This is a genomic window from Falsiruegeria mediterranea M17 (assembly GCF_900302455.1).
Lineage (GTDB): Bacteria > Pseudomonadota > Alphaproteobacteria > Rhodobacterales > Rhodobacteraceae > Falsiruegeria > Falsiruegeria mediterranea.
Window position 1 is genome coordinate 1 of sequence record NZ_ONZG01000024.1, and the last position, 23,670, is coordinate 23,670.

Genomic DNA, 23,670 nt, shown 5'->3' on the forward strand with positions numbered 1-23,670 from the left:
GAGAACTCGTAAAACAGTGCCGCCTGCGCTTCCTGCTTGGGTCCCATCATCGCCAATCCTCCCAATCAATAAGAGAATTGAATCAGCAGATCATGCCTCGATCAAGTATCAGTTTTTCAACAAAATCAGCCCATTTTACCGAATGCTGCGACTTTCATCGAGGTCGCCTTTGGGCTCAGTGCGGTCGTCCGTAGCCCAATGACCGCTCCGAACAGCCGAATGTCCGGGCATCAGGTCATATCGTTAAAAACGTTGAATTTTCAGTGTTTCGGGAATGGCTGCTTACGAAGGGCCTTGTTGCCTAAATCAGGTTCTGAGCGGATTTCCCGTTTCCCCGGACGGACTTATCCTACGGCCACTGTGACGGGTCTGCCGAGGGCGGTATAGCCGTTCAGCACCGCGATGCGGGCTTGCAGCTCCGCGACCTGGCGGTCGAAGTCTCGAGCCATCAGTGACTGACCAAGCAGGTTGATGCCGTTCATCTTGCTTTCGACCCGGCTTCGGCGGTGGTAGCCGTTCCATCTTCGCCAAGCCGCACGGTAACGCTGGTATGATCCGCAATGGAGGTACCGGTGCGGAAGACTGCAATTTATTCTATCATCGTAGTGCTTCAGAAGGAGTTTTCTGCGCCACACCTACAATAATCAACGGCACTTACGCTGGCGCACGGCACTGGGATGCATCCCGGTAAAAGTCATAGTACGGACCACTTTCCTTACAGGTCACTCATAGATCTCTACTGACAAAGCGTCCATCGCATATGAAGTTTCAATATCGGCCTGTCCATCAACATAGCTCAGGGACTGTGACCGTTTTTGCGCCCGTATTTCACCGCTGATCCAGACGGGTTTGTACAATTCTTCGATTTCGAAGCCTTGTTCATATCGTACATAGACCATCTGATTGGCCGGAGGAGGAGGTGTGTGAATGCAGGCTCCAACTGTCGGAACCAGAAGAAATTCCACCGCCTTCTGGTCGACAATATCCAGGGGAAGGAGGTAGCCGGGAAGACGCACGTTTTCCCCCAGAAGATCGGGGTTCGGTTCGCGCGCGGCAATCAACCGTTGGTTCATCACTATTTCGCGTTGTTCAAACAACCAATCTGGGTCAAGGCCTTGAGATACAAGATCTTCGCGGATCTGAACCGCTTCGGCGCGTTTCTCGTCATCGGCCGTGTCCGAATTCAGAACCTCAATCCGGTAAAGCATGGCCAACGCATTGATCTGAGAATATTCTAGGGCGGCAAATGGATCGTGGTAGGGCCGCTCTTCAGGAAGGAGATCTTGCCAATTTATGTTGCGAGGATCCGCAGCAAGAAGAGGCCCCGCAATAGCAAGGGCGAACAAGATATTCAGAAAGTGCGTAATGGTCTTCATATCAGAGGGTCCTCTTATTCAAAGCCGCACCGACAGCCCGTCTGATAGCGTCATACGGTACACCCTTAGCGCAGGTATAATACTGGCAAGAAGACCAGAGCAGAAAACGAGGGCTATGAGAAGAACCTCGCGAACACTTGGCAGGCCAACACCGATGCGCAGCCCAAAATTTGCGGCAAGAATCGGATCTATCAGCAGCGTAAGGACGCTGAGTGCGATTACTCCAAGCACGATGCCCGCCGACAACAACAAAACGGCTTCAAGCAAGATCAGGGAAAAGACGCCGGCTGGTGTTGCGCCCACGGATCGAAGAATCGCAAATTCGCGCCGCCGGTTGTCGAGCGAAGCAGACAACATGACCACCATACCGATTATTCCAGCCATTGCTACAGCGCCTGCCATCAGACGCAGTGCAGTCTCGGCCGTCCTGGTAATCGACCAAAGCTGCAACAGCGCGACATTAGGAAGAACAGCAGTTAGTGCCTCGTCGCGATGGTCTGCCAGTTGCCGTTGAATGGAAAGCACCGCCGTTTTCTCCTCAAGCCCGGCAAAAATCGCGTTGATGGTCGCCGGTTCATGATCATGGCCACCGTGATCGTGCTCATCAGGGTCGCTGTGCTGCGCATGGTCATCGTCATGTCCATGGCTTTCACCATGCTTCACATGCTCGTCCGTAAATTCGCTGTCCGCATGATCTGCCTTGTGGGAATGCGCGGTGTCATGGTCTTCGTGTTCTTCGGCGGCCTCAGGTGCATCGACCATAACGAAAGGGTCAGCAACCTTTGATGCAGGTTCTTTGTGCAAGGCGTCGAATCCCTCGAGCGAGACAAAGACCATTCGGTCGACGGCCGTCCCAGTATGCCCCAGCACGCCGGTCACTGTGAAAGGTGCTTCGTCGTGAACATCAAAGGCAATTTCCCCTGAGCCATGGGCATTCACGATTTCCGTTCCTGTCGTGTACCCGAACGCCTGAGCAACTTTTGCTCCAATTACTGCGCCTTCTGGAGACTTAAATGGGACGCCTTCAGCAAATACCAGTTGCTGGCCGCCACTATGACGAAAGTGTTCAAAATAGTATTCCGACGTTCCAATCACCGGATATCCACGGTGGTTGTCACCCATCATTATCGGCACTGTCCAGCTAATCTGGGGCAGTTCTTCGATCATCTCGTAGCTGTCCCAGCTGATACCGGCGCCGGTTGATCCAACACCAAATATCGTAGCCATCAAGATCTGCACATCGTTTCCGCGTGCCGCGATGATCAGGTCGATGCCTGATGCAGAATTGGCAAAACCAGCTCGAGCCTCTGCTCGCAGCCGCTCAACCCCAACAATCAAAGCGACGCTCAAAGCGATGCTAAGAACAGTCAACATGGCAACAAAACGGCGATTAAGAAGGCTTTTTAGACAGAGGTCGAACATCACGAATTGCCTTTGTTAAGCATCGGCAATTCAATGCTCCGGTCAAAGCGTCTCTCAAGGCTACCATCATGGCTTACAAATAGCAGGCTCGCCCCCGATGCTCTGCATTCCTTAAGCAACAACTGCACAAACGTTTCTTTGGTTTCCTCATCTAGCGCCGACGTAGGTTCATCAGCCAATACAACTTCGGGTGCCCCGATTAGAGCCCGCGCAACCGCAACTCTCTGTTGCTGCCCGACACTTAGTGCGCTGGCGGGTCGATTGATGAGCCCTGCGTCCTCAAGACCCAACTCACGAAGCAGCCTGGTCGCGGCGGCCTTGGGATCTGACCCTGCTTTATCACGGCGCCGTGCTGAAAACCGACACGGCAGCAGCGTGTTTTCGAGCGCACTCAGCCAAGGCAAAAGGTTAAAGACCTGGAAAACTATCCCCAAATGATCCACGCGAAAACGGTCACGGTCACCTCCGACCAAAGCCCCGATGTCCGAACCTGCGACGCGAACGGAACCTTGCGGCACATCAATCACACCAGCAATTGCCGACAGCAACGTGGTCTTTCCGCTACCACTGGGGCCTTTTACAAACACGCATTCCCCGGCGTCCAAATTGAAGTTGTCAATTGAGAGAACAGGATCGGACTGATCCGACCACCGATATACCAAGGATTTGAGCTCGACAGTTTTCATTGATGAAACAGATGCCTTGGCCTGATTTTTCAAAGGTAGTTGAGTTGCTTTGTAACCCAGAACAAGACCTCGGCAAGCACACCAATCGCTCCGGCCTTGTCTGTCAGGACCAATGCTGTTCCCGACGAACCAAACTGCACTGACGTGTTGTCTGCATCCGCGGGCAGTTCAACCCGAACGACATAGGTGGAAATCCCGGCCAGCTCGCGTATGGAGGGAAGGCCAGATCTTAGATCAAGGGTGCCTTCAGTGGTTCCGACAGCAAAATCAGAAATGCGGCCAATGATTTCCCTGCCGGGTTCCGTTCTCAATGCCAGACGGATCTCGTCACCCACCGAGACATTGGTTCGGCTGGATTGAGGCAGGGTGGCAATAATCGCATAGTCGCCGGGGTCAACAAAAGTGATCGCCCCTTGAAACGGTGTGACGCGATTGCCGGGTCGCAATGACACAGCCGAAACAATGCCGTCACCTGGCGCTCTTACAACCGTTTGTTCCAAGTCCCACTGTGCTTTCGCAAGCGATTGTTCGGCCTCAACAACGGCAGCGTCTCGTCCGTCTATTTTCGCTGCGATACGCCGCTCGAGGCTGGTTTTTCGGGCTTCGGCAGCGCGAATATTCGCGGTCAACTGATCGATGGTCGCGACAGCCTCTTGCAGCTGGAAGGTGGTAGTTGCTCCACGTTCTTCCAGTCGAACGATGTCATCGCGACGCTGAATTCCGAAAGTCAGCTGCGCGGTTAAGGAGTCAATCTCGGCCTCGGCGGCGGCTAAATCTGATAGCAGTTGATCGGCGGATGATTTTGCGGTTTCCAATGCGGCTTCCAGCCGGGAGACCTCAGCTCTGTAGACTTCGTCATCAATCCTGAACAGAGGCTCGCCCTTTGTGACGTTCTGGTTAGGCTCCACAGCCACTTCGATCACGGGGCCAGCCACGTTTGGAGCGATGTTAGTTGAAACACCCTGAATCGATACCGGGCCAGTTGGAGTTGTGTGGTTCAACGCACCGATGACCACCAGAGCGATAACCGCCGCAACACCGTAAACCAAAGATTTCCAGAACCCATTCCAGGGAAGAATTTGGAATTTGGAGAATACGAGCCAAACTATTCCAAAATAGAGGCCGAGTACGATTAACAAGATCCAATCCTTCCCGTCGTGTCAGGTTCACGGATGAACGGCCGCCCGAGTTGTCGGGAGGCCGTAACTTTGTCATTGCGATCTAGTTGTCGCCTTGTTCTTCCAACACCTTCCGGTTGGCTTCACGGTTGCGCCACGCTGCGCCCATGCTTTCCTTGAGGTTCTCAGGAAGCGCATCCAGCGGCACAACAAGATCGTCGTCAACTGGCCACTCGGTCAGCAACTCAGGATGATATCCCTCAGGATAGTACAGCTTCGGATCAATCTCCATATCGCGGACGTAAGGTTCTTGAATGTCTTCGCGCCGATGCGGGGGTTTGGGCACAATCAACTGACCATTGCTAAAGTCAAACTGTGGCGCTCGCGAGTTCGGATAATCGGGCAGGATCCCTTCGCGAACCCAGATCTGATCTTTGGTGACGTTAACAACGATCCCGTCAGGTGCGCCAAAGTGATAGGGCCCTTTCCAGTGTTCGCGGATCTCGGCCACGGTTTCCTCGATCTGATAGGGGTCATAGCTCATGTGGGTGTTCATCAGAAGCCTGGGTTGTACCAGGTTGGCGATGTAGCCGGCCGCATAACTAGGTGTGTGATGGGTATCGACGGTGTAGCGCCCCAGGAACGGCGGCACGCCTTGAACTCCGGATGAGATTTCGATGATTTCCTGCTGCTGCTCCGTGACGAAGACATCACAGCCTTTCGCAAAAGGAATGTCGATCATGTTGGGGCGACCGTCACCTGTCCAGATAAAGCACATGCCATTCCAATCCATCCGGTATCCGGACGCACCGTCCTTGGCGTGGCTTCGCTGCCAATGCGTTACTTTGACCCCGTCTTCGTCATAGATCACGCCGCCGTTGTCACGGAAATCGAACTCGTTGACTTCGATGTCCCAACCTTTGCCAACGGGAAAGACACTGAACGCATCCCGGTGCCAGCCGGTCATCATTTTCATGCCTTCTACCATTGTTGCGGTGCCGTACTCTTTGGTGCGACCAGACGGGCCGTGCACCGTCAGCTGTTCGTGCCACCCGCCGGCCCAGGTTCCGAACATCCAAAGGTATGGCAGCCCACCAAAGTGGTCCACGTGCAGGTGTGTGATGAAGACATCGGTAATTTCATTCAGTGCATAGCCACTGGCAATAATATTCGCTGGCGAACCCTCACCAATGTCAAACATGAAAATCTTGCCGTTGCCCAGCTCCACAAGAATTGCCGTGTTCATCTGCCCCGGGCGAATGAACGGCGCCGACCCCATGAAAATGATACGCATTTCGTTGGGTTGCACGTCTTCAGTGCGTGGGAACCAGTTTGCAGCGCTTTGCAACCACGGTTGCGGCGAGATGCCCTCAAATGTCAGCCCCTCTTTCCAGCGCCCCATTGGGACACCGCCGGTCAGCGCAGCCTTAATATCTTCTTGGGATGAGGGCTCTTGTACCGGAGGAGCCTCACCAAACGCGCTCGTGGCGAGAAATGTCGCCGCGGCAGCGAGCGCGCCAATTGATTTTGCCGATTTCTTCCACCTGTCTTGCAACATGTTCTCAGTCCTTTGCGCGTGCCTGGATAAATACGGGAACCACTTCTGAAATGGCTTTAGGGACAACCTGGGAATGGACGACTTCTGAAAGCTGCTCGGCGATTTCTTCAACCAATCCGTCAAGACTTTCGGTGATGGGATTGGTTGGAAATTGGCAAGCTGAACTGCTATTTGCGGAGTGTTTTTTCAACTCATCAGAGAGCAAATCGAAGTCCTGGCAGAGCACGTCAAACCCACTAAGGTTCCTCCGCATTTGATGGATGCGGCTGGTGTGGTCCGGGAAAACGAGCTCTAACAAATTAACGTCCGTCATCGTCCTTAAACCTGGTTCCATTCTGGGTGCCAGCCTTGGGGCAAAACGCGTGTCGCGGAAGGATTACACCGTGAAATTAGGGTGACATTCAAATATTCATTCTACATTATGGGGTTGAAAATTCAGCGAAACTTGAGACTTCCAATGTCTGGCAGCACATTGATCCTTGACCCGGAACGACACGCATCCCGCGTCAGGGAAGAGCTGTTTCGGATCTTGGAAAGTGACACATTCGCCAAAGCGGAACGCCTGCGGAATTTCCTGAGTTATGTTGTTGAAGAGGCTATTGCAGGTAGATCCGAAGCTATTCTTGGTAAAACGATTGCTCAGGATGTTTACTTCAAGAGTTTTGCCCGTGATGACGGCCACATTAACGTTGTCCGCGTCGATGCAGGGCGGTTACGACGGAAACTTGAGCAATACTACGAGACGTTTGGTGCCGATGACGATACGCGTATCCACATTGACAGTGGTGGGTATGCGCCTTGGTTCGAGGACTGTTCGAGGCCATGTGAAACGGTCCAGGTTGATCATTCAGCAGTAAGGTCAAGGCCGTATTGGTCGATTGTTATTCCCGTCGTCGCAATCGGGGCCATGGCCTTGGTTTATTATTGGGTTGATCGCTCGGAATTGACCGTTGCGGCCAACTCCCAGACACCTGCGCGGACGCTTGAGCGGAAAGCTTTGGCCGGTAAGTCACCTGCGGCTGTACAAGCTTCTAACTATTGTGATCAAGGTCGTGGCCTGCTGTTTCCTGTTGCCAGTATCGATAACCAGATGTTGGCTAGCGATGTATTTCGTATGGCCATCAAAGAAGCCCCCGATTTCTATTGTGGATATGCAGGCTTAGCGCACAGCCTTGGAACCCAATCCCTTCAAACGCGAAACCAGACGGAGCGTGACGCTCTGAAAAGGGACGCAAGTGCCATGGCACTGAAAGCAGTGGATATTGCCCCTTCAAGTGGCTGGAGCCAATCCGCGTTAGCTTGGGTGTCCTATGTCTCTGGGGACTACAACAGCGCCCTGGAGTATTCAGAGCTGGCACAGTCGCTTCAACCCAATGATGGAAACGTTCTGGACTTTCGCGGCTTGATATTACTGGTTCTGGGCCATTTTGAAGAAGCCTATTCCGTTAGTGACCCAAACCATCCGCGAGAAATTGGAAGTCACCAATTTGCGCATCGCAACATTCACGCCGTGGCCAGCTTTCACCTTGGGAAATTTCGAGAAGCAGTATCGTCTCTGGAATATGCGAGTGACAATGGTGACCCTGTCAGCGCGCTCTCTTTGGTCTACATGACGGCCGCCTATCAGAGGTTGGGTGAACTGAAAGAAGCGAAGGAAGCGCTGAACCAATTGAAGGGGTCCTGGCCGGAGTTCAATCCAAGGCTGGTTCTGGGCGCATTTTACTCTCGCCCTGAATTACCTGAAGGCGTGATTACCGCTTTGCAGGACGCGGGATGGGATGTATCGGATTGACCTGAGCAGCCTTATCTGACTGGTCCAAGTTGATTGTTAGTGGATGATTGGCCTGCTTTCCATCAGGATGATGGCCTCTGGTGCCGGTGGGCGATAGCCCTATGCACTATGTGGTCGTTTGGCGTTGTCGTGCTTCCTCCATTCTTCGACCAGGATCTGGGCTTCACGCAGGGTATAGAAGATCTCCCCGTTGAGCAGTTCGTCCCGAAACCGGCCATTGAAGCTTTCGCAGTATCCTACGCCGTGTGTCCGGACCAGTCCACGGGTGCCTGCGGTTATGATCAATTACGGTCTTTTCTGTAATGTGAAAAAGCCGAACACCTGCCGCCGATGGTTGTTTTCAGCTTAACCGCCAGTGCTACTTGCGGTGCTAGGCCTTATCGCGACTTGTTGACCGCCCTAAGATTTCAGAGCCATCTCATCTGTGTTGGTCGCAAAGTGCCCGATCCGACATGGACAAATATTTTGGGCGGGTAGGTTGAGTGCGATTTGCTTTGGCGTGAATTATTGTAGTTTAAAATCAGCGTATTAGGGGGAATTTATGGAGGCGAGTACCGGAATCGAACCGGTGTACACGGATTTGCAATCCAGAAAGAGAGATTGCAAAAACAACGGCTTAGGGGTGCAAAATACCCCCTGACAAAAAGTGAACAAAAAGCGAAAGTTTCAAAGCCAAATTCGCCGGTTCAAAACGAAAAAGGCCCCGTCACAGCGGCAACTGTGAACCGGGGCCAAATAGAAAAAGCCTGTCAGCTTTCGAAGCACATTAGCATGAGCCAGCGCCACACCGCAAACGCTCAGTCGGCTTTTTCGTGGCCTCTGACTGGCGAGGTGGTCCAATGAGCTGGCGCATCGCAAATGAATGCGCCGAGCGCCGCTTTGGCAGCGCCGCGCGCAAGCAGATCATCATGTTCCTGGCTGACAAGGCGAGCGATGACGGCTCGGGCATCTGGTGTTCCAAGGGGACGATCCAGCGCCACACAGAGCTCAGCGAGAGCACGGTGAAGCGCACCATCATCGACTTCCTGCGTGAAGGCATCTTGATCGAGACGGGGCGGCGGCAATGCAAAAACGGCTACACCGTTATTTACCGCATCGTTCTGGAACGCGTGGCCGCGCTCGAGCCCACGGCAGAGCCCGACATTGAGACGGGGGTCACTGTGAACCCCGTCCAGCCTGAACCCGGTACGGGGTCCACGGTGAACGGGGTACGGGGTTCACGGTGGACCCCAAACCATCCTAAAACCATCCATAAACCACCAACGCGCAGGCGCGAGGCGGCGGCGGAGGTTGAAGATCTTGAAGTTGAGAAGATTCTTGCAGCCTATCCCGAAGACAGGATCCGAGACCGGCGAACCAGTCTGCGCCTAATCGCTGCGGCCCTGAAGGCCGGGGTAGAGCCCGATGACCTGCTTCAGGCGGTCAAAGCCTATGCGAAGGAAAGCGAGGGCTATACGCGCAGCAAGGTTTGTTTCTCAGACAACTGGTTCAAGATGCGCCGGTGGGAGAAGGGGCTTGCCCAGGTGCAGGCCGACCGCGAGAAGGCGCGAGAGGCCGAAGCCAAAGGCCGTGCAAGCCTCGCCGAGTGGATCCACGAGCGCCACCCCCTGTGCCGCCACATCACAAACCGCCAGATCGAGGACTTGATCGCGTCAAAGCTGGTGACGCCTGAACAGGTTCGGGCTGCGGGGCTGCAGGCATGAGCGCATTGGCGAAGTCTGGAAGACAGCTACCAATGCTGTTGAGATTTATGATGCTCAGATCATATTACGGCTTTATGATTTGGAGATCATATTGACAATTTATGATCCAGGGGTCATATACGATGGCAGGAGAACCGCCATGAAGCACCTCGTTCGTACATCAAAAAACTTGGGCCACGCAATTCGACAGGCTCGGAAGGCAAAGAACCTTACCCAGAAGGAACTCGCCTCGATGAGCGGTGTCTGGCAAGAGACAATTTCCAAGATCGAGAACGGCAGCGGCGGAACCAAGCTGGAAACAGTATTCGATTTGATCGCGGCCTTGGAGCTCGAAATTACGGTGGCCGAGCGCAGCAAAGGCACATCAGACGGACTAGAGGACATCTTCTGACATGGGCCGCAAGCGCAGCTACATACCGCTGAACGTTTTCCTGAACGCGCGGCTCGTGGGTCAATTGGTGCGTGAGCCCTCGGGCGGCGTCAGTTTCGCCTATGCACGTGACTGGCTCGAATGGGAGCACCGGATGCCGGTCTCGTTGTCGTTGCCGTTGCAGGAGAACCGGTACAGCGGCGCACCTGTGATGGCCGTCTTTGACAACCTGTTGCCCGACAGTGACCTCATTCGCCGAAGGGTCGCAGAGCGCGTAGGGGCTGAAGGAGTCGATGCCTTCAGCTTGCTGTCGCAAATCGGGCGCGACTGTATTGGTGCGCTGCAGTTTCTGCCCGACGGGCAAGAGCCCCAACCAATGACCAAGCTGACTGGAGAACCTGTCGACGAGGCGAAGATTGGGGCCATTTTGAGCGACCTCGATCTAGCACCACTGGGGATCCGCCGTGAGAACGACTTCCGAATTTCTGTCGCTGGCGCGCAGGAAAAAACGGCTCTGCTTCGTAAAGACGGCCAGTGGATAGAGCCAACCGGCACGACGCCAACCACGCACATCATCAAGCCGCAAATCGGCAGGCTGCCCAATGGCATGGATCTGTCTGACAGTGTAGAAAACGAATACCTTTGCCTGAAGTTGATGGAAGCGTTTGGGCTTCGGGCTGCGAATGTTGAAATGGCTCAGTTTGGCGACAAGCAAGCCTTGGTGGTTGAGCGTTTTGATCGGCGCTGGACGTCTGATGGCCGCTTGATCCGTCTGCCGCAGGAGGATTGCTGTCAAGCATTGTCCGTTGTGCCTACCCAGAAGTACCAGAACGAGGGCGGCCCAGGAATCTCAGATATCATGGATCTATTGTTGGGAAGTGATGACCCCAACAAAGACCGGTACGATTTTTTCAAAGCGAATGTCCTGTTCTGGTTGCTGGGCGCGACAGACGGACATGGTAAAAACTTCAGCGTCAGCCTCTTACCCGGCGGTCGCTTTCGCATGACACCGCTTTACGACGTTTTGACGGTGCAGCCGACTGTCGATGCGCGACAGATCGAGCGAAAGTACTTCAAACTGGCCATGAATTTCGGCAACTCAAACCACTACAAGGTTTCGAATATCGTTGGTCGGCACATCGTGGAGACCGGAGTTCAATCCGGCTTATCCCGCGCTGTCGTACAGGGCCTATTCGAAGAACTGCAGGAGACCTCGCACGCGATCGTTGAGGCCACGTTCAACCAGCTTCCAGCGGATTTCCCAGAGTCGTTGCTTGCTTCGATCGATGGCGCGCTGAAGGCCAGGTTGCACCTGTTGAACTGAAACTGGTCGCGCTTGACTGGTGCGAAGATGCGTCTTTTCCGGGTCAAGCGAAATCAGATCAGGTTGCTGTAGCCATAAGCAGTTCCTCAATGATGTGTTTCTGATTGCTGAACATAAGCGGGCAGCCGTGCAAGACGCGGTGTGGACACCGCTTCAACAGGAATATTCCCCTGTGCCAGCGCATTCCTCGCGACCCAATATTTCAACTGACATCTCCTTGGTGCCCGCGTTGGTCGTGTTCATCGAAACACTCAAAATGAGGATCAAACAATGGCTACTCAAACTCTGAAACTGAACGTCAAATCCGGTGAAAAAGACGGCAAGAACTTCTGGGACCGCTGCGGCGTGCTCTTCGTCAACACCGACGACCGCAGCAACATCACGTCGATCAACGTCAAACACAGCATGTTCCCCGACGTCGAAATGGTCGCCTTCCCACGCCGCGATGACGATCCGGTTGCCGAGTGACCGGTGCGCCGGGGCGGGTTTTCCGCCCCGGAAAAACCGAAGCTGAGTGTGGATCGCTGTCAATTGGACTCCAACAAGTATCCGATGTCGCATCGGAGCAACTCCTCAGACCGGACCTTCGCCGCAAGTGCATAATCGGCAGTTGGCGGAACTGGTCCTCTGCGGGACAGTCCGGCCGTTGGCGCCGATGGGTGAGGCGTCCGAAGACTAGTCTTGCCCCGTTTCAGCGGACAGTTTCAAAAGAACCGACTGACCGCTCTTCGAAGTCAGCCGGGCTTACGTTGCCAAGATATTCGCCAGGCGTAGAACCCGCTGGCTGAAACGCCCAACAGCCTGCACATCATGCGCACCGGATAGTGGTCGCGACGGCGATCGATACAGGCGTACTTCACTTCAACAACTTGGCGAAGTACGCCGCCGCTTCCTTTAGGAAGTCGCGCTCCTTCTTCACCTGGGCCAGTTCACGCTTGAGCGCAGCAACCTCCTGATCGCGCGACCGGCCGTTGCCGCGGAACGCATCTTGCCCCAGCATCGCCATCTCACCGTGCCATCGCCGAAACTGACGCGTGCTGATCCCCAGCTCTTCGCAGACACCCTTGTCCGTCATCCCCTCTTCAGCAGCCCTGCGCAGAGCCTCACGCTTGAACTCCGCACTGTAGCGCTTGTATCGCTTCGGCTTCGTCATTCGACACCTCCAGACGCGCAATGCGCCTATTCTAGGTGTCCACCAAATCAGTGCAAAACCCGACTGCGCACACCGGACTCTGAGCATCTGCGCCAGGTCGCAACCGCAGCCTGAATTTGGAGCGCGTGAACAGCCCGGTCCGGCCATTCCCTGGAGGCACCGCGTATGTCGGCTATGAGGCTGCAGGTATTTCTCGGAAAGGTTGCAAGTTACCCGGTTTCAGTCCCAACGGCGCGATGCCGGATTTCGTGGATTTCGGCCGAAATCTGAAGGCCTTCGCCCTTCAATGTCCTGTGGATTTCGCCATAGAGTTGTTCTCGGCCGGCAAACATCGCCGGGTAGTTCGAAAAATGGACCCACACCATGTAAGTATACGGGTTGGACGTGCCGTCCATCAGGCGCGCGACAGGCGCGGGGTCTTGCAGAACTGTGTCGCAATGTGACGCGGCCCGTTCAAGCAAGGCCTTCACATCATGGGGATCGGCGTCGCCGGAAACTTTCACCAGATACCAGGGCGCAAAAAGGTGCTCGGGTCCGTGCAGGTTCGTGAAGCTCTGTTGAGAGAGTTGGCCGTTCGGAACAACGTAGGTCGTGTTGTCCCATCCGCGGAGCCGCGTTGCCCGCCAGTTGATATCTGTGACCTCACCCTCCATGCCATCGCTGAAACGGAGCCAGTCGCCGATCTTGAACGGCTTTTCGATGCTGAGGGCAATGCCGGAAAACAGGTCTCCCAATGTCTGTTGCATGGCGAAGGCAACCACGGCCGCCAGGGCGCCCGCGGACAGGAACAACTCCGTCGGGACCCGGTCGTTCGAATAGAGGTAGACGAGAAATCCGACGAACAGACAAAGACCAAACAGAACTGTTCTGCCCAGTTGCGATAGCTTGGTGTCACGCCGTTCGGATCTTTGCTCGGGGTTCTGAAAAACCAACCAAAGCTCGATCAGCCTCGCGATGCCGGACGAGATCGACAGGATAATCAGCAACTCGGTGATTTCCCGGACCCCTTCCTGCCAGGCCGGAAGGTCCATTAACCCGAGGAGCCCCCCGAGCAAACGGCCTGCTCCAAAGACGGCGGCAGGAAACAGAACCAGGTCAATGAGCGCGCTGCCCCAAGGATAGCGCTTCAGGAAGGCCTGAACGGGTTTGGAGAGCCGAACGAGCCTCCATACAACAAAGACGGCAAGAAGCGTGGCCGCGAGCAGAACACCCGCCTGCGCTGAGAAACTCGAGGCCACACTGTCTTCCAAATTTCTATCCTTCCAAATCCATAGAGGCCCACAGAGATCAGGCTGGTCATGCGCGGGCTATCACAAACGTTCAATATCCGGCAAAACAAAGCTCTTGTCGAAAAAGGCCGCTTCGGGCCCGTAGAGCCGGAACAACAGAAAGAACTCCTCGTCCTCGATCACGGGCATGCAGTTCTGTTTACCGTCACAGGAAGCCGACCAGCGCAGAGTGGTTGTCCCGTCATCATTCGTGACCGTTTCAGGCTCGTTCGAGGCAATGCCGATGCGTTCCGATCCGTAGATGTAGGATCCGTCCCTGGTGGCATAGGTCAGCATCGACCAGAAGCGACGTGCCGGGACATCAGCCGGAATGACGATCTCATAGTCATGGCTACCATTGAGCTTGCGCCCCTCGGCGTCCAGCGCGCCCTTGATATAGGTGGTCGATGTGCTGTCAGCGAGCGACGCCGCCGGGGCGAAGTAGAAGTAGAATGTCGCGCCTCTCGACTGGTAGTCGTTCCAGTTGGGGCTGATATAGGTCGCCTCCGTGGTCATCATTTCATTGGGCACAGGGAGGGTCCAGCGCGACTGGCCAGGCCAGAGCTCGGGTGCGAAATAGACGACATCGTTCATCATTTCGGCATGCAGTCGCTGCGCCGCACCTTCAAGCGCCTCGCGCGCGGAGTCATCAGGATCGAAAGGCCGGTCCTTCTCGATGCCGAGAGACTTCATCATCCCGTAAAACGCCTTCTCATCCTCGCGAATTACCTCGGACTGAACCATCGCGTTTGCTGCGTCCCAGAAGCGGAGATCGAACGGAATGGTCGCCTCGTAGATATCGCCATCGAGCTCGACGAAGTTGGTTTCGGTCGTCTCTGCGTCCAACGGGTAAAACTTCAGCTGGCGAACATAATCCTGATGTTTCGCCATATCCTCTGCAGAGGTCGACTCCGTAAGAGACCTGAAGGAGATGTAACCCTTGTTGGTGTCCTGCTCCACGACGATATAGCCGTCGGTGTCACCCGTGTAGCCCTTTGGAACGACGAGATATCTTGCGCCCTTGCCTTCGTCCGCGCCATCAGGGCCGACATCGATGATCGGGCGATGCCAGGAGTCGAGGAATGTGCCGAAGAACGAGTTGGTTTCCGTCGCTGCAGGCACTTCGAGCACCATCGGACCGGTTTTCGACAGGTCGTGATACGTGTGCACATAGGGCGAGTTGTTATTGCCCGTGACCATCCGGGCCTTCCACGTCATTGGCTGGCCGTAGAAGTAGATGGTTTTCTCGTCGCCTCCGAAGGTGGAGAAAGCGCCCTGGGCCATCTGGTGATACATCACTTGGGGCATGATCCAGGTTCCTGCCTCCATGGCTCTCCGGTCGAAACGGTCGCGTTCGATTTCTTCCTGGCCGATGGGGGAACTCGTTTGCGTCGTACCTTGAGCCAATGCCGGTCCAGCCAGCATGCAGCACGTCAAGGCCATGCGCATCAGGTTGTGATTTCGGTTCATTCTTTCAGCTCCTTGAACATTCCAGTTGGACTGTGACCCGATCTCAGCGGCCATAGCGTGTAAGTATCTGCCGGCGCTTTGTTTCCACTGCGAGACGACGCTCGTCGGAAGACACCATCGGACTGTTGTCCGGCATTTCAGCTGCGAGTTCGTCGAGTGTTACCTTGTGAGCGGCCACGTTTTCCTCACCCTGCTTGTTCGTCACCCGGAGCGCCAGGAAACCGCGGCGCAAGTCTCCGGTCGACAACCAATTGGCGTACCCAGGATCGGAGTGGGAAACTACGAACCGAACCTTGCCATCCTCGTCCCGACTCGCTTCAAGCATATTTAGTTGCATCTGCATCTGGGTTTGCGGCAAGGCTTGAATCCAAGTGTTGTGAGCGACAAGGGACCAATACTCTGCGGGAACCGGAGTGAACTCTATTAACAAAGCCTCGGTTTCGTCCAAATCCCAACTGCCAAGCCAGTATGCATTGGCAGAATTGGCGCCTAGTGCACCGCGCGCTTCGGGCGAAAGAGGCAACATTTCGTTAGGTCTAGCAAGTGTCCCGCGACTGATCTTTATGTAGGGTTCCGCCATATGGCGGATGAAGCCACTTGCGTTCGTGAGCTTTTCAGCCAACTCTTCCTGCATCTCGGCAGCCGTTGGCAAGGATTCTGGCTCGTCAATCCGTTCAACTGTGATGTCATAGAGTTTCTGGACGCGGTCGTCGGCAATGTATTGACGGAACATCATGTGGGTGGCATCAGGCGCCAGATTTAGCCAGTTCGCTTCCCGCTCCGGCCCACCAACGATCAATTCGAAGCCACCCTATGTATCCTGTTCCAACGACATTATGTCGAGGGTTTCCAACACGTCATTGGCGCGCCCCGGCTGCCACCAACCGTCCTGCGTCTGGATATTGGCGGAGGCGGGTATGCCGCCTCGAGGTGTCCCGGTTACTCGATACACCCCTTCAGGGTTTACCGGTGTGGTGTGATATACGCCGTCACGGTGATCGCCGCCATACGGCGCATGCGGTGCGAAAGTAACCGTCCACTCCGGAAGGTCGACGTTTGGATTCAACAGATGGACGTCCAGACCAACGTACAAAAGTGTCGCCAAATAACGGTAACCATTGGCGACAACCTGTGGGTCATCCACGGCGAGCCCCTCCTGTTCCATCAGCCACGGACCTGCAGCAGCAATATCTTCCGCGAAATCGGACCAAGCTTTGGCCATCGGATTTTCCTGCGCCTGCAAAGGTGTCGCTAGAGTCAGTGCGAACGAGACCGTACTGGCCAGGATTTGGTTTCTCATCATCTCTCAGTCCCTCATGGCATGTCGTTGTTGTGGTAGGTTTTGGCTCGCTCGGAAGGAGTCTAGAGCTTTTCGGGCTGAATGCCACGGATGGAGCCGATGTAATCGATGGTCTCCCGCACATCGATCGGCAGGTACATGCGAACAATGCCGGTCCAGCCTTCCTGCACGGTGAGGCTGTTGGGCTGGTCCGGGCAGTTGAGATAGATCGAGTAGGTGTCTCCGTCGTCCTGCATCTTCTCGTGGCCAATGTAGAAATCGTCCTCGACGATCCATCCGGCCGTGTCATAGGTGGTCAGGGAGAAAAAGCCGCCGGCGTCCCAGTCCAGGTTCGGTTTCGGAAGTGTGTATCGCTGGCAGGACGTATCGCCTTGTCCGGCAACGGCTGACAGATACTGAGCCGTCGTGGACGGGAGGCCGCCCCAGCCCACGGCTGCCGCATAGACATAGCTGGTCGGATCGACATCTTCCATGGTTTCGCCGAAGGATTCGTGCTCGATGATCTGCACTTTCCCGGCGGCGTAGTCGGCAACGAGCCCGTTGCGGAAAGCTTCGACTTCAGAAACGTCAAACCCTTTTTCCGGATAGGGCATTGCCGAGTTCGCTTCGATCACCATCGCGCGTTGCGCCGCAAGAGACTCTTCCATGTCGTCCGTGATCTTCGTACGGGCCAGAAGGTAGACATGGGTGCCGCCGGAGACATCTTCGGGCGTGATCGTGCGGCTTTCGCCGGCGGGGATCACGAAATGAGACAGGTGGTTTTCGTCCATCACGTGGATGATCTGGAAGTCGTCCCGCGGCGGGACCGTCAGGGTTGCACCGGCAGAGATGTCGACAACAGCGAGCGAGTACATGACATCCCGGTTCGAACGGATCACATCCTGCGCGTCCTTGCTGACCGGGCCATTGTGCGTAAACGTGTTGACCGGCGCAGCGTTCTGTTGGTTGTTGAAATACCAATCGGTCTCGGCAACGACGTAGTTTTCCATCGTGACCGGTTCCGCCATTGTCATTGTCGCACCGAGCAGAAAGGTCCCGGAAAGAAGTGCTGTTTTCTTCATATGCTTTTTCTCCTTGTTCGCATGACAAAAGGTAGTCAGAACAAGACGCGCATCTATGCAGATTGTGCCAATCGTCATCCGGGCGCTATCGAACGGACCAAATCCTTCGTCTTGTCTCGAAGGGCGACTCGCCAAACAGCGCCCGATAACTCACCGACAATCTGCCCAGCTCACTGAGGCCGCTCAGGCTCCCCGCTTGCGTTACGGACAATTCTCCATCCGCCAGCAAGATCCGCCGGACATTGTGCAGCCGGCGACGGTTCAGGTAGCGGATCGGTGTGTCCTCAAGGATGTCAGCGAAGGCGCGATGCAAGGAACGACGCGATGCTCCGGTCGCCCGGGCAATATCATCGATGCCGATCCGTTCGGCAAAGCTCTGCTCGATAAAGTCTCGTGCGCGTGCCACGATATAGAGGGCGCCATGCCCACTACGGCTCCAACGGTGTTGAACCGGCGCACGTCCCAGGTGGCGGATCAATGCCTGCAATGTCGCCGTGTCAGGAGAATAGCCGTCATCCCCGAGATGCGCGCTGTCTCCGTGATGGAGCGCCGCGAACTCCCGCTGCAAGACAGTGGTGGATTGTTTTGGAAGGATTGCACCCGCATGTCCGGTTTCCAGCGAGACCGGGTCTAGATGGATCTCGGCCCGCTCTGCCTCCGCCGCCAGCGTTCCCGGTGACATCGTGAGGCCTACATACAGCGAGCCCGGAAGGTAGTAGGCCTCGTGATAATCCCCTGCGCGAAAGACCCCAACCGTGCCGGTCTCGACCGGTTTCATCCAGTGCCGCGATCCGCAAGGCATATGAAGACCGAGCCCGAGCGTGAGTTGGTCTTTCGACAGCGTCCCGGATAGAAGGGTGCGCCCCATGAGCATGCCCGATGTGGTCGTCACGCCATTGGAACAGCGAAAGGCCAGAGATGCACGGAACGGGGCCTTGTCGAACTGCTCGGCGGACAGGCCGGCACCGAGCACGGCATCGGCCAGATCCTCGATCTTCGACACGGATAGCGTCTGCCAGTCAGTTTTTCTTGCGAGCCGATTCGCCATCCTACCCTCCCGGACGCATTGAAATCCAAAATCCTGTCAGAGGGGAAGCCCCAACAGCGGGTCATGGTCCCAAAGAACCGATTTCACGGAGTGCATCCGCAGCTTTGTCTTTGGAGCCCGTCGACAGTATCCGAAGTCCGAGGCCGCCCGGGCCAAACCGGTCCTACAGAAAGTTCGCAGCGAGCGGCGGCTCTCCGCCCTTGTTGACCGATGCCGCGAGAACGACGGTGGAAAATCTGCACTCGCAGCGAACGTCCGGGACTGGGATAAGCCGCCTCCGATGCAACCCGCAGCATTCGGGAAAAAGGGCTCGGAGTAGTCGTTCGCTGCGATCTGTCTGAGTGCCCGCTATGCGTAAAAAGAGAGCAGCGGATTGCGTTTCTCGGACAATCAGTTTTTGTCCAAACGGCTTCTTGGAACTTTTTGTACCAGAAATGTTTTCGGGCGAAAGCAAATCACACGAGTTTACGGTTTGGTAAACTTCGGGTCACAATCAAGCCTAACAAAGATAGAAATACTAGAAACCACACACCGATCTTAAATGACTGAGTACGCTCCTCTCCGTAGGCCTTAAGAATCACCGCGCTTTGATCAACGCTGGCTCCGGCATCTTGCATTGCTTCTGCCAGTTGGCTGCTGGAAACTAGCTCGACACTATTCTGGAGCGCTTGCGTGATTTCGACTTTTGCTTCGGCCTCGAGATCCGGGTAGGCCATAACGCGATCCTGCAGTCCTGTTGTTAGTGTGCCAAGCATAATAGTACCGACCAAAGCCACACCTATTGAGTTTCCTAACTGTTCAAACGTACCGTTCAAGCCCGATACTTCTGCGGTTTGGTCTGGAGCAACAGAGGAAAGCACCAAGTTTAGTATTTGAGATGCAATCAAGCCAACTCCAGCTCCAAATACCACTCCGGTCGCCATATCAGAGGGCTCTGCATCCGGCGAAACAGTAATAGCGATCAAAATAAGTCCTGCGATAGCAAGCAAGAACCCCGTTTGAATTATTAGCCGAGCTGAAAATTGAGCTGACAACCTTGCGCCGCCGAGAGCTGAAACCAACAAGGCAAGTGAAAACGGAATGAGAGCCAAACCGGTTTCCATTGCGGTGAACTCGAACGAGAGTTGGAGCAGCAATGGCATCGTAAATAGGAATGCCGCCATTACGGCCATCTGAATGAACCGAACAGCAATGCCTGCTTTCAATCCGGCGGTGCGAAAGACCGATGGTCGAAAAATTGCGACGCCGCCTTGTTCATCCCGTCCAGCTGTCCAACTGAAAAGCACAAAGATGAGTGTAACCCCAGTTAGAAACACGAAGGGAACCACTGAGAGACCCAGCGGAGCCAGCTCCATTGAACCGATAACGAAGGGCTGCTTTGCCACCCAGAACCCGTAGCTTTGTCCGAGCAATACCGCCATCACAATAGTCGACCATCCGAAGATCGAAAGCGCAGCACCGATAAAGTCGAATTTGGGGCGGCTTCCCTGACGAAGTTCGGTTGATATGTATCGGCAACAAACGAGAACAACGATAACAATTGCGACTTCCAATCGAAAAGCCCACCGCCAGCTGTAGTAAGTTGTAAGGAAGCCTCCGACAATGGGGCCCATAGCAGCCCCAACAGCCCCTACTGCGCTGATTACACCGTAGGCCGTGGCTCGGTCTTTGTCTTCGTATGCCTCGCGAAGAATGGTTTGAATGTTGGGCATCATCAGGGCTGATCCGATACCTTCTATCACGGACCAACCTATAATCAGCATCATCAACGATGTGCTGATTGACGCCATTGCTGTGCCGACGCCAAAGATTGCTAGCCCAAGCACAAAGGTCCGTTTCTTTCCAATCACATCGGCAAGTTTGCCCCCTATGAGTATGAAAGATGCCATCACCAATGCATACAAAGAAATTGCAGCTTGGATGCCAGTTACCGAAGTGTTCAGATCAACCACGAGAGCGGAAATCGAGACATTCATAACCGTGGTATCGATAACAATTATGAACATTGACAGAGAAAGTGTTAACAGCACCATCCACTTGCGCATAGTAACCGAACTCCAAAACTCTTTGTAGATTTTTTAAAAGGTTAGCTGAGTGTTCATCACAATGCACGGATTTTCTGATACGACCAATAACTTCCCTACAACATCCATTCGATAGGCAACCATCTGGCAAAAATGGTTAGGGTTCTTTGAAGCTTGGTGGTTTCAGGGTCGAATGTGTAGCTTTTCGTTTCCCCAGAATCTGACTCCATTGTCCATTTAAGAGTGCCGTCGTCTGAGAGGATTACCCGATAAGAAATTTCTGGCCGCTGAATCTGCGATCCAAGAGTGGCCGCGATAGACGGACTTTCGATTAGAAGACCCATTTCTGTGTTCAGCTGAGCTGATCTCGGATCGAGGTTATATGACCCGATGAAAACCCTTTCTCGATCGAAACCAAAAACCTTTGCGTGTAATCCTGATGCAGATCCAGCCAGTATCTCGGGAAGGCTGCGTTCGCCATGTTCTTCCCTCAGAGCGCGAAGCTCGAACAGTTCAACCCCACTTTTCAACAAATCTTCACGATAACCCATATATGCGGCGTGAACGGGCATTACGTCGGTGGCATCAAGCGAGTTTGTCAAAACGCGAACATCTACACCCGATCGAGCTAGGCTTTCCAAAATCTCTGCTCCGCGTTTTCCAGGTATGAAGTAGGCGGACACGAGATCAACAGATGATTTGGATTGCTGAGCTATTTGTATCAGACGCTCAACCATTAAATCTTCAGCACTTGTTTCACCCAAACCTTTTAATGGGCTATCCGCAAAAAGAGTGACGTCGCTCCATTCAAACTTCAATGTCTTTTCGGCAAGTCCAGTGGTTAATGCGTTTTCCTCAATGGCTTTCTGATAGCCAACACCGGCGACTGAGTCTCTTGCTACATCTGCCAAGTTTTCCAGATTCTTCTCCTTTGATGGAGGCAGAATTACCGCGGCATCATATGCTGAACCGCTGTTCCAATATGTGTCAAATGCATTGGAGACTTCTTCAACAATGGGTCCGATGGCGATTACATCGACATCCAAATAATGAGTGCCAGATCCATAATCGAAATAGATGTCCCCGATGTTGCGGCCACCAACGATTGTAACTACTCCGTCAAATGTAATGGATTTATTGTGCATTCGCCTGTTCAGTCGATTGAAGTCAAAAAAGTAAGACAGCAATTTGGGACGTCTTAGTGTGAACGGATTAAATAGGCGCACGCTTGCCGTCGGCATATCGTCAAGTTCAGCCAGCAACTCGTCGAGCCCGCTTATTCCGTTATCGTCAACCAGTAGCCGTACGCGAACGCCTCGTTGTGCAGCTGATCTAAGTTCGTCAAGAAGCATTAGACCGGTGATATCATCTTGCCAGATGTAGTACTGCGCATCGATTGACGATACCGCGTCCCTAGAAAGAATTGCACGCGCTGCAAACGCAGCACCGCCATTTCGCAATGGGCGGACACCATCTTTTCCGGGATTACGAGACATCGCAGCATCAATTACCTGCCCAAGCGGACCATCCCATGATGGCGGCTCCTTTGAGGTCTGATGCGAAAAATTGGATGTCGGCAAAGGGTAAGCCAATCTCAAAAGTAGAATGCAAAACGCAAAAGCTGCGGCAACTACAACGAAAATTTTCACTAGACGCATGCAACATCCCTGAGTCGAAGACGAAAGAAATTTCGCGAAAACTGTGCCATACGCAACCTTGAGTATTCAAGAATGCCAATTTAGCTTTGTCTGAGGTAGCATAGCCTGCCGATCAAATATCACATTAATTGAGATTCTCTCTTCGTCTATGAGAGAATTGCTCCTTATTGGTCCTCAGACAAGGCAAAGAATTTTGATTTCCGAGTAGTGATGTATTGCAACAACATCGCACAAAAAACGCTACTACGATGGTGTGGATTTCCTTGTTCCGTCCGCATTTTAGAAGACAATTTGGGGTGCGTAGCGAGCAAGGACATGAAAATGAAAAACAAAATCTTATGGATTCTTTTGGCGGCTATTTCGATTCTGGGTGGCATCTATGCTTTGGCGAACCCAGTGCTGGCTAGTGGTTTCGCAACTATTTTGGTTGGCTGGGTGTTCGTAGCACTGGGTGTCGTTCAAGTCGTCACTGGATTTCGAGCGGAAAGCGCCGGTGCAAAGGTTTGGACAGTCTTACTTGGTGCCTTGGCAGTATTCCTCGGCATCACAATTCTTGGACATCCGCTCAAGGGTATGGTGGCGCTGACGACGATGCTCGCAATTTTGTTCCTCTTCGGAGGTATGGCGAAAATCGTTCTATCTTTCGCCCTGGAAGACCGAAGATTTTTCTGGGCCGTTCTGATCTCCGGTATCGCATCTGTTGCATTGGCGGTCATCATATTCATGAACTGGCCGGTTTCCGCAGTTTCCGCTCTTGGCATCTTGTTGGGAGTTGAACTAATTTCTGACGGCATCTCTTCTCTCGCGATGGCATTCAGCGACGACGGCGAAGAGGCGCAATCCACCTGAGAAAGCCTTAACTCCGGCTTTCCTTAGCCAGGTAATTCGTTTCTGATAGCCAGGCTGGTGTTGCGTAATTCACATCCGCAACATCGGCCGTAAATCTGTTAAGCGGGTCGACATTCGTTGTGCTGTAGATACCTTACACCAACCCAGCTCACGTAGACCTAAAGCATCAGGTTACCTATGACCGCTTTGGGCTCCAAGCGGACATGCGGCAGCGCAACGAAATACTTGATTTCGAAGAAGTTTCAATGTCGGCTGCAGGTGGTTCAGCATGAAAGGCTCCTCGTTTCCGGCGGTCTGAAAAAAATATATTCCCGAACATGGAGACGAGCCCGCGCTTTGGTGCGCGGGCAACAAATTCCAATCGACTGAACCGAGGTTCAACGGGCCGATGGCCCGCTCACCCCGATCCAGACATCATTCTTTTTGTTTGGTCCGCCCAACATCCCTGACCGTGGCGGTCAACCTTGGGCCATCCCCAAAATAAGCCACC

20 protein-coding genes and 3 pseudogenes are annotated in these 23,670 nt (G+C 54.1%); 6 read left to right on the top strand and 17 right to left on the bottom strand.

The window, feature by feature from the left end; genetic code table 11:
* Nucleotides 1-344 precede the first annotated feature (344 nt).
* The 7 genes and pseudogenes from TRM7615_RS24665 to TRM7615_RS24695 form a co-directional block, all read right to left on the bottom strand.
* A pseudogene (locus tag TRM7615_RS24665) lies at nt 345-539 on the bottom strand (IS5/IS1182 family transposase); the annotation flags it as partial.
* A gap of 183 nt (nt 540-722) precedes the next feature.
* On the bottom strand, nt 723-1,376 hold the full coding sequence (locus TRM7615_RS24670; protein ID WP_108792639.1) for a DUF3299 domain-containing protein: 654 nt from the start codon (nt 1,374-1,376) through the stop codon (nt 723-725).
* A gap of 18 nt (nt 1,377-1,394) precedes the next feature.
* Entirely contained in the window at nt 1,395-2,798 is a 1,404-nt protein-coding gene (locus TRM7615_RS24675) for an ABC transporter permease (RefSeq protein WP_108792640.1), read from the bottom strand.
* A complete protein-coding gene (locus TRM7615_RS24680; protein ID WP_235824213.1) occupies nt 2,798-3,517 on the bottom strand; it encodes an ABC transporter ATP-binding protein in 720 nt (239 codons plus the stop codon). Before TRM7615_RS24680 ends, TRM7615_RS24675 begins: the two co-directional genes overlap by 1 nt.
* Complete coding sequence (locus TRM7615_RS24685; protein ID WP_165821540.1) at nt 3,514-4,623, bottom strand: HlyD family secretion protein; 1,110 nt, start codon at nt 4,621-4,623, stop codon at nt 3,514-3,516. Before TRM7615_RS24685 ends, TRM7615_RS24680 begins: the two co-directional genes overlap by 4 nt.
* Before the next feature lie 82 nt (nt 4,624-4,705).
* Complete coding sequence (gene gntH / locus TRM7615_RS24690; RefSeq protein ID WP_235824214.1) at nt 4,706-6,160, bottom strand: guanitoxin biosynthesis MBL fold metallo-hydrolase GntH; 1,455 nt, start codon at nt 6,158-6,160, stop codon at nt 4,706-4,708.
* 4 nt (nt 6,161-6,164) lie between these two features.
* Nucleotides 6,165-6,473 (bottom strand): hypothetical protein, encoded by a 309-nt coding sequence (locus TRM7615_RS24695; protein WP_108792643.1) that lies wholly within the window; start codon nt 6,471-6,473, stop codon nt 6,165-6,167.
* A gap of 144 nt (nt 6,474-6,617) precedes the next feature.
* Between TRM7615_RS24695 and TRM7615_RS24700 the strand changes: the two genes are divergently transcribed.
* The gene (locus tag TRM7615_RS24700) at nt 6,618-7,952 is read left to right on the top strand and encodes a tetratricopeptide repeat protein (protein WP_108792644.1); all 1,335 of its coding nucleotides are present in this window, start codon (nt 6,618-6,620) and stop codon (nt 7,950-7,952) included.
* Nucleotides 7,953-7,988: 36 nt separating this feature from the next.
* Here the strand turns inward: TRM7615_RS24700 and TRM7615_RS24705 are convergent.
* A pseudogene (locus TRM7615_RS24705) lies at nt 7,989-8,189 on the bottom strand (integrase core domain-containing protein); the annotation flags it as partial.
* A gap of 602 nt (nt 8,190-8,791) precedes the next feature.
* Here TRM7615_RS24705 and TRM7615_RS24710 point away from each other — a divergent pair.
* The 4 genes from TRM7615_RS24710 to TRM7615_RS24725 all read left to right on the top strand — a co-directional run bounded on the left by TRM7615_RS24710 (nt 8,792) and on the right by TRM7615_RS24725 (nt 11,817).
* Nucleotides 8,792-9,655, top strand: a complete 864-nt coding sequence (locus tag TRM7615_RS24710) for a hypothetical protein (protein ID WP_108792645.1) — start codon at nt 8,792-8,794, stop codon at nt 9,653-9,655.
* Nucleotides 9,656-9,794: 139 nt separating this feature from the next.
* Entirely contained in the window at nt 9,795-10,046 is a 252-nt protein-coding gene (locus TRM7615_RS24715; protein WP_108792646.1) for a helix-turn-helix transcriptional regulator, read from the top strand.
* 1 nt (nt 10,047) lies between these two features.
* Nucleotides 10,048-11,349 (top strand): type II toxin-antitoxin system HipA family toxin, encoded by a 1,302-nt coding sequence (locus tag TRM7615_RS24720; protein WP_108792647.1) that lies wholly within the window; start codon nt 10,048-10,050, stop codon nt 11,347-11,349.
* A 270-nt stretch (nt 11,350-11,619) separates the two neighbouring features.
* Nucleotides 11,620-11,817, top strand: a complete 198-nt coding sequence (locus TRM7615_RS24725) for a hypothetical protein (RefSeq protein WP_108792648.1) — start codon at nt 11,620-11,622, stop codon at nt 11,815-11,817.
* 296 nt (nt 11,818-12,113) lie between these two features.
* Here TRM7615_RS24725 and TRM7615_RS24730 read toward each other — a convergent pair.
* The 9 genes and pseudogenes from TRM7615_RS24730 to TRM7615_RS24770 all read right to left on the bottom strand — a co-directional run.
* Nucleotides 12,114-12,502: pseudogene (locus tag TRM7615_RS24730) on the bottom strand (transposase); the annotation flags it as partial.
* A gap of 209 nt (nt 12,503-12,711) precedes the next feature.
* Nucleotides 12,712-13,752 carry a mechanosensitive ion channel family protein gene (locus tag TRM7615_RS24735; RefSeq protein WP_108792650.1) on the bottom strand — a complete coding sequence of 347 codons (1,041 nt, stop codon included), beginning with the start codon at nt 13,750-13,752 and terminating at the stop codon, nt 12,712-12,714.
* Nucleotides 13,753-13,812: 60 nt separating this feature from the next.
* Nucleotides 13,813-15,240, bottom strand: coding sequence for a DUF1254 domain-containing protein (locus TRM7615_RS24740; RefSeq protein WP_165821542.1), 1,428 nt, complete (start codon nt 15,238-15,240; stop codon nt 13,813-13,815).
* A 43-nt stretch (nt 15,241-15,283) separates the two neighbouring features.
* Nucleotides 15,284-16,039, bottom strand: coding sequence for a DUF1214 domain-containing protein (locus TRM7615_RS24745; protein ID WP_108792652.1), 756 nt, complete (start codon nt 16,037-16,039; stop codon nt 15,284-15,286).
* Between the two features lie 12 nt (nt 16,040-16,051).
* A complete protein-coding gene (locus TRM7615_RS24750) occupies nt 16,052-16,462 on the bottom strand; it encodes a hypothetical protein (protein WP_125133752.1) in 411 nt (136 codons plus the stop codon).
* A gap of 140 nt (nt 16,463-16,602) precedes the next feature.
* Nucleotides 16,603-17,601 carry a DUF1254 domain-containing protein gene (locus TRM7615_RS24755; protein WP_165821543.1) on the bottom strand — a complete coding sequence of 333 codons (999 nt, stop codon included), beginning with the start codon at nt 17,599-17,601 and terminating at the stop codon, nt 16,603-16,605.
* A gap of 85 nt (nt 17,602-17,686) precedes the next feature.
* Nucleotides 17,687-18,649: an AraC family transcriptional regulator gene (locus TRM7615_RS24760; RefSeq protein WP_108792655.1), complete on the bottom strand. Its 963-nt coding sequence runs from the start codon at nt 18,647-18,649 to the stop codon at nt 17,687-17,689.
* A 455-nt stretch (nt 18,650-19,104) separates the two neighbouring features.
* A complete protein-coding gene (locus TRM7615_RS24765; RefSeq protein WP_108792656.1) occupies nt 19,105-20,694 on the bottom strand; it encodes an MFS transporter in 1,590 nt (529 codons plus the stop codon).
* Nucleotides 20,695-20,789: 95 nt separating this feature from the next.
* A complete protein-coding gene (locus TRM7615_RS24770) occupies nt 20,790-22,331 on the bottom strand; it encodes a phospholipase D family protein (RefSeq protein ID WP_108792657.1) in 1,542 nt (513 codons plus the stop codon).
* 321 nt (nt 22,332-22,652) lie between these two features.
* Between TRM7615_RS24770 and TRM7615_RS24775 the strand changes: the two genes are divergently transcribed.
* Nucleotides 22,653-23,180, top strand: a complete 528-nt coding sequence (locus TRM7615_RS24775) for an HdeD family acid-resistance protein (RefSeq protein ID WP_165821544.1) — start codon at nt 22,653-22,655, stop codon at nt 23,178-23,180.
* The last annotated feature ends 490 nt before the right edge of the window (nt 23,181-23,670 follow it).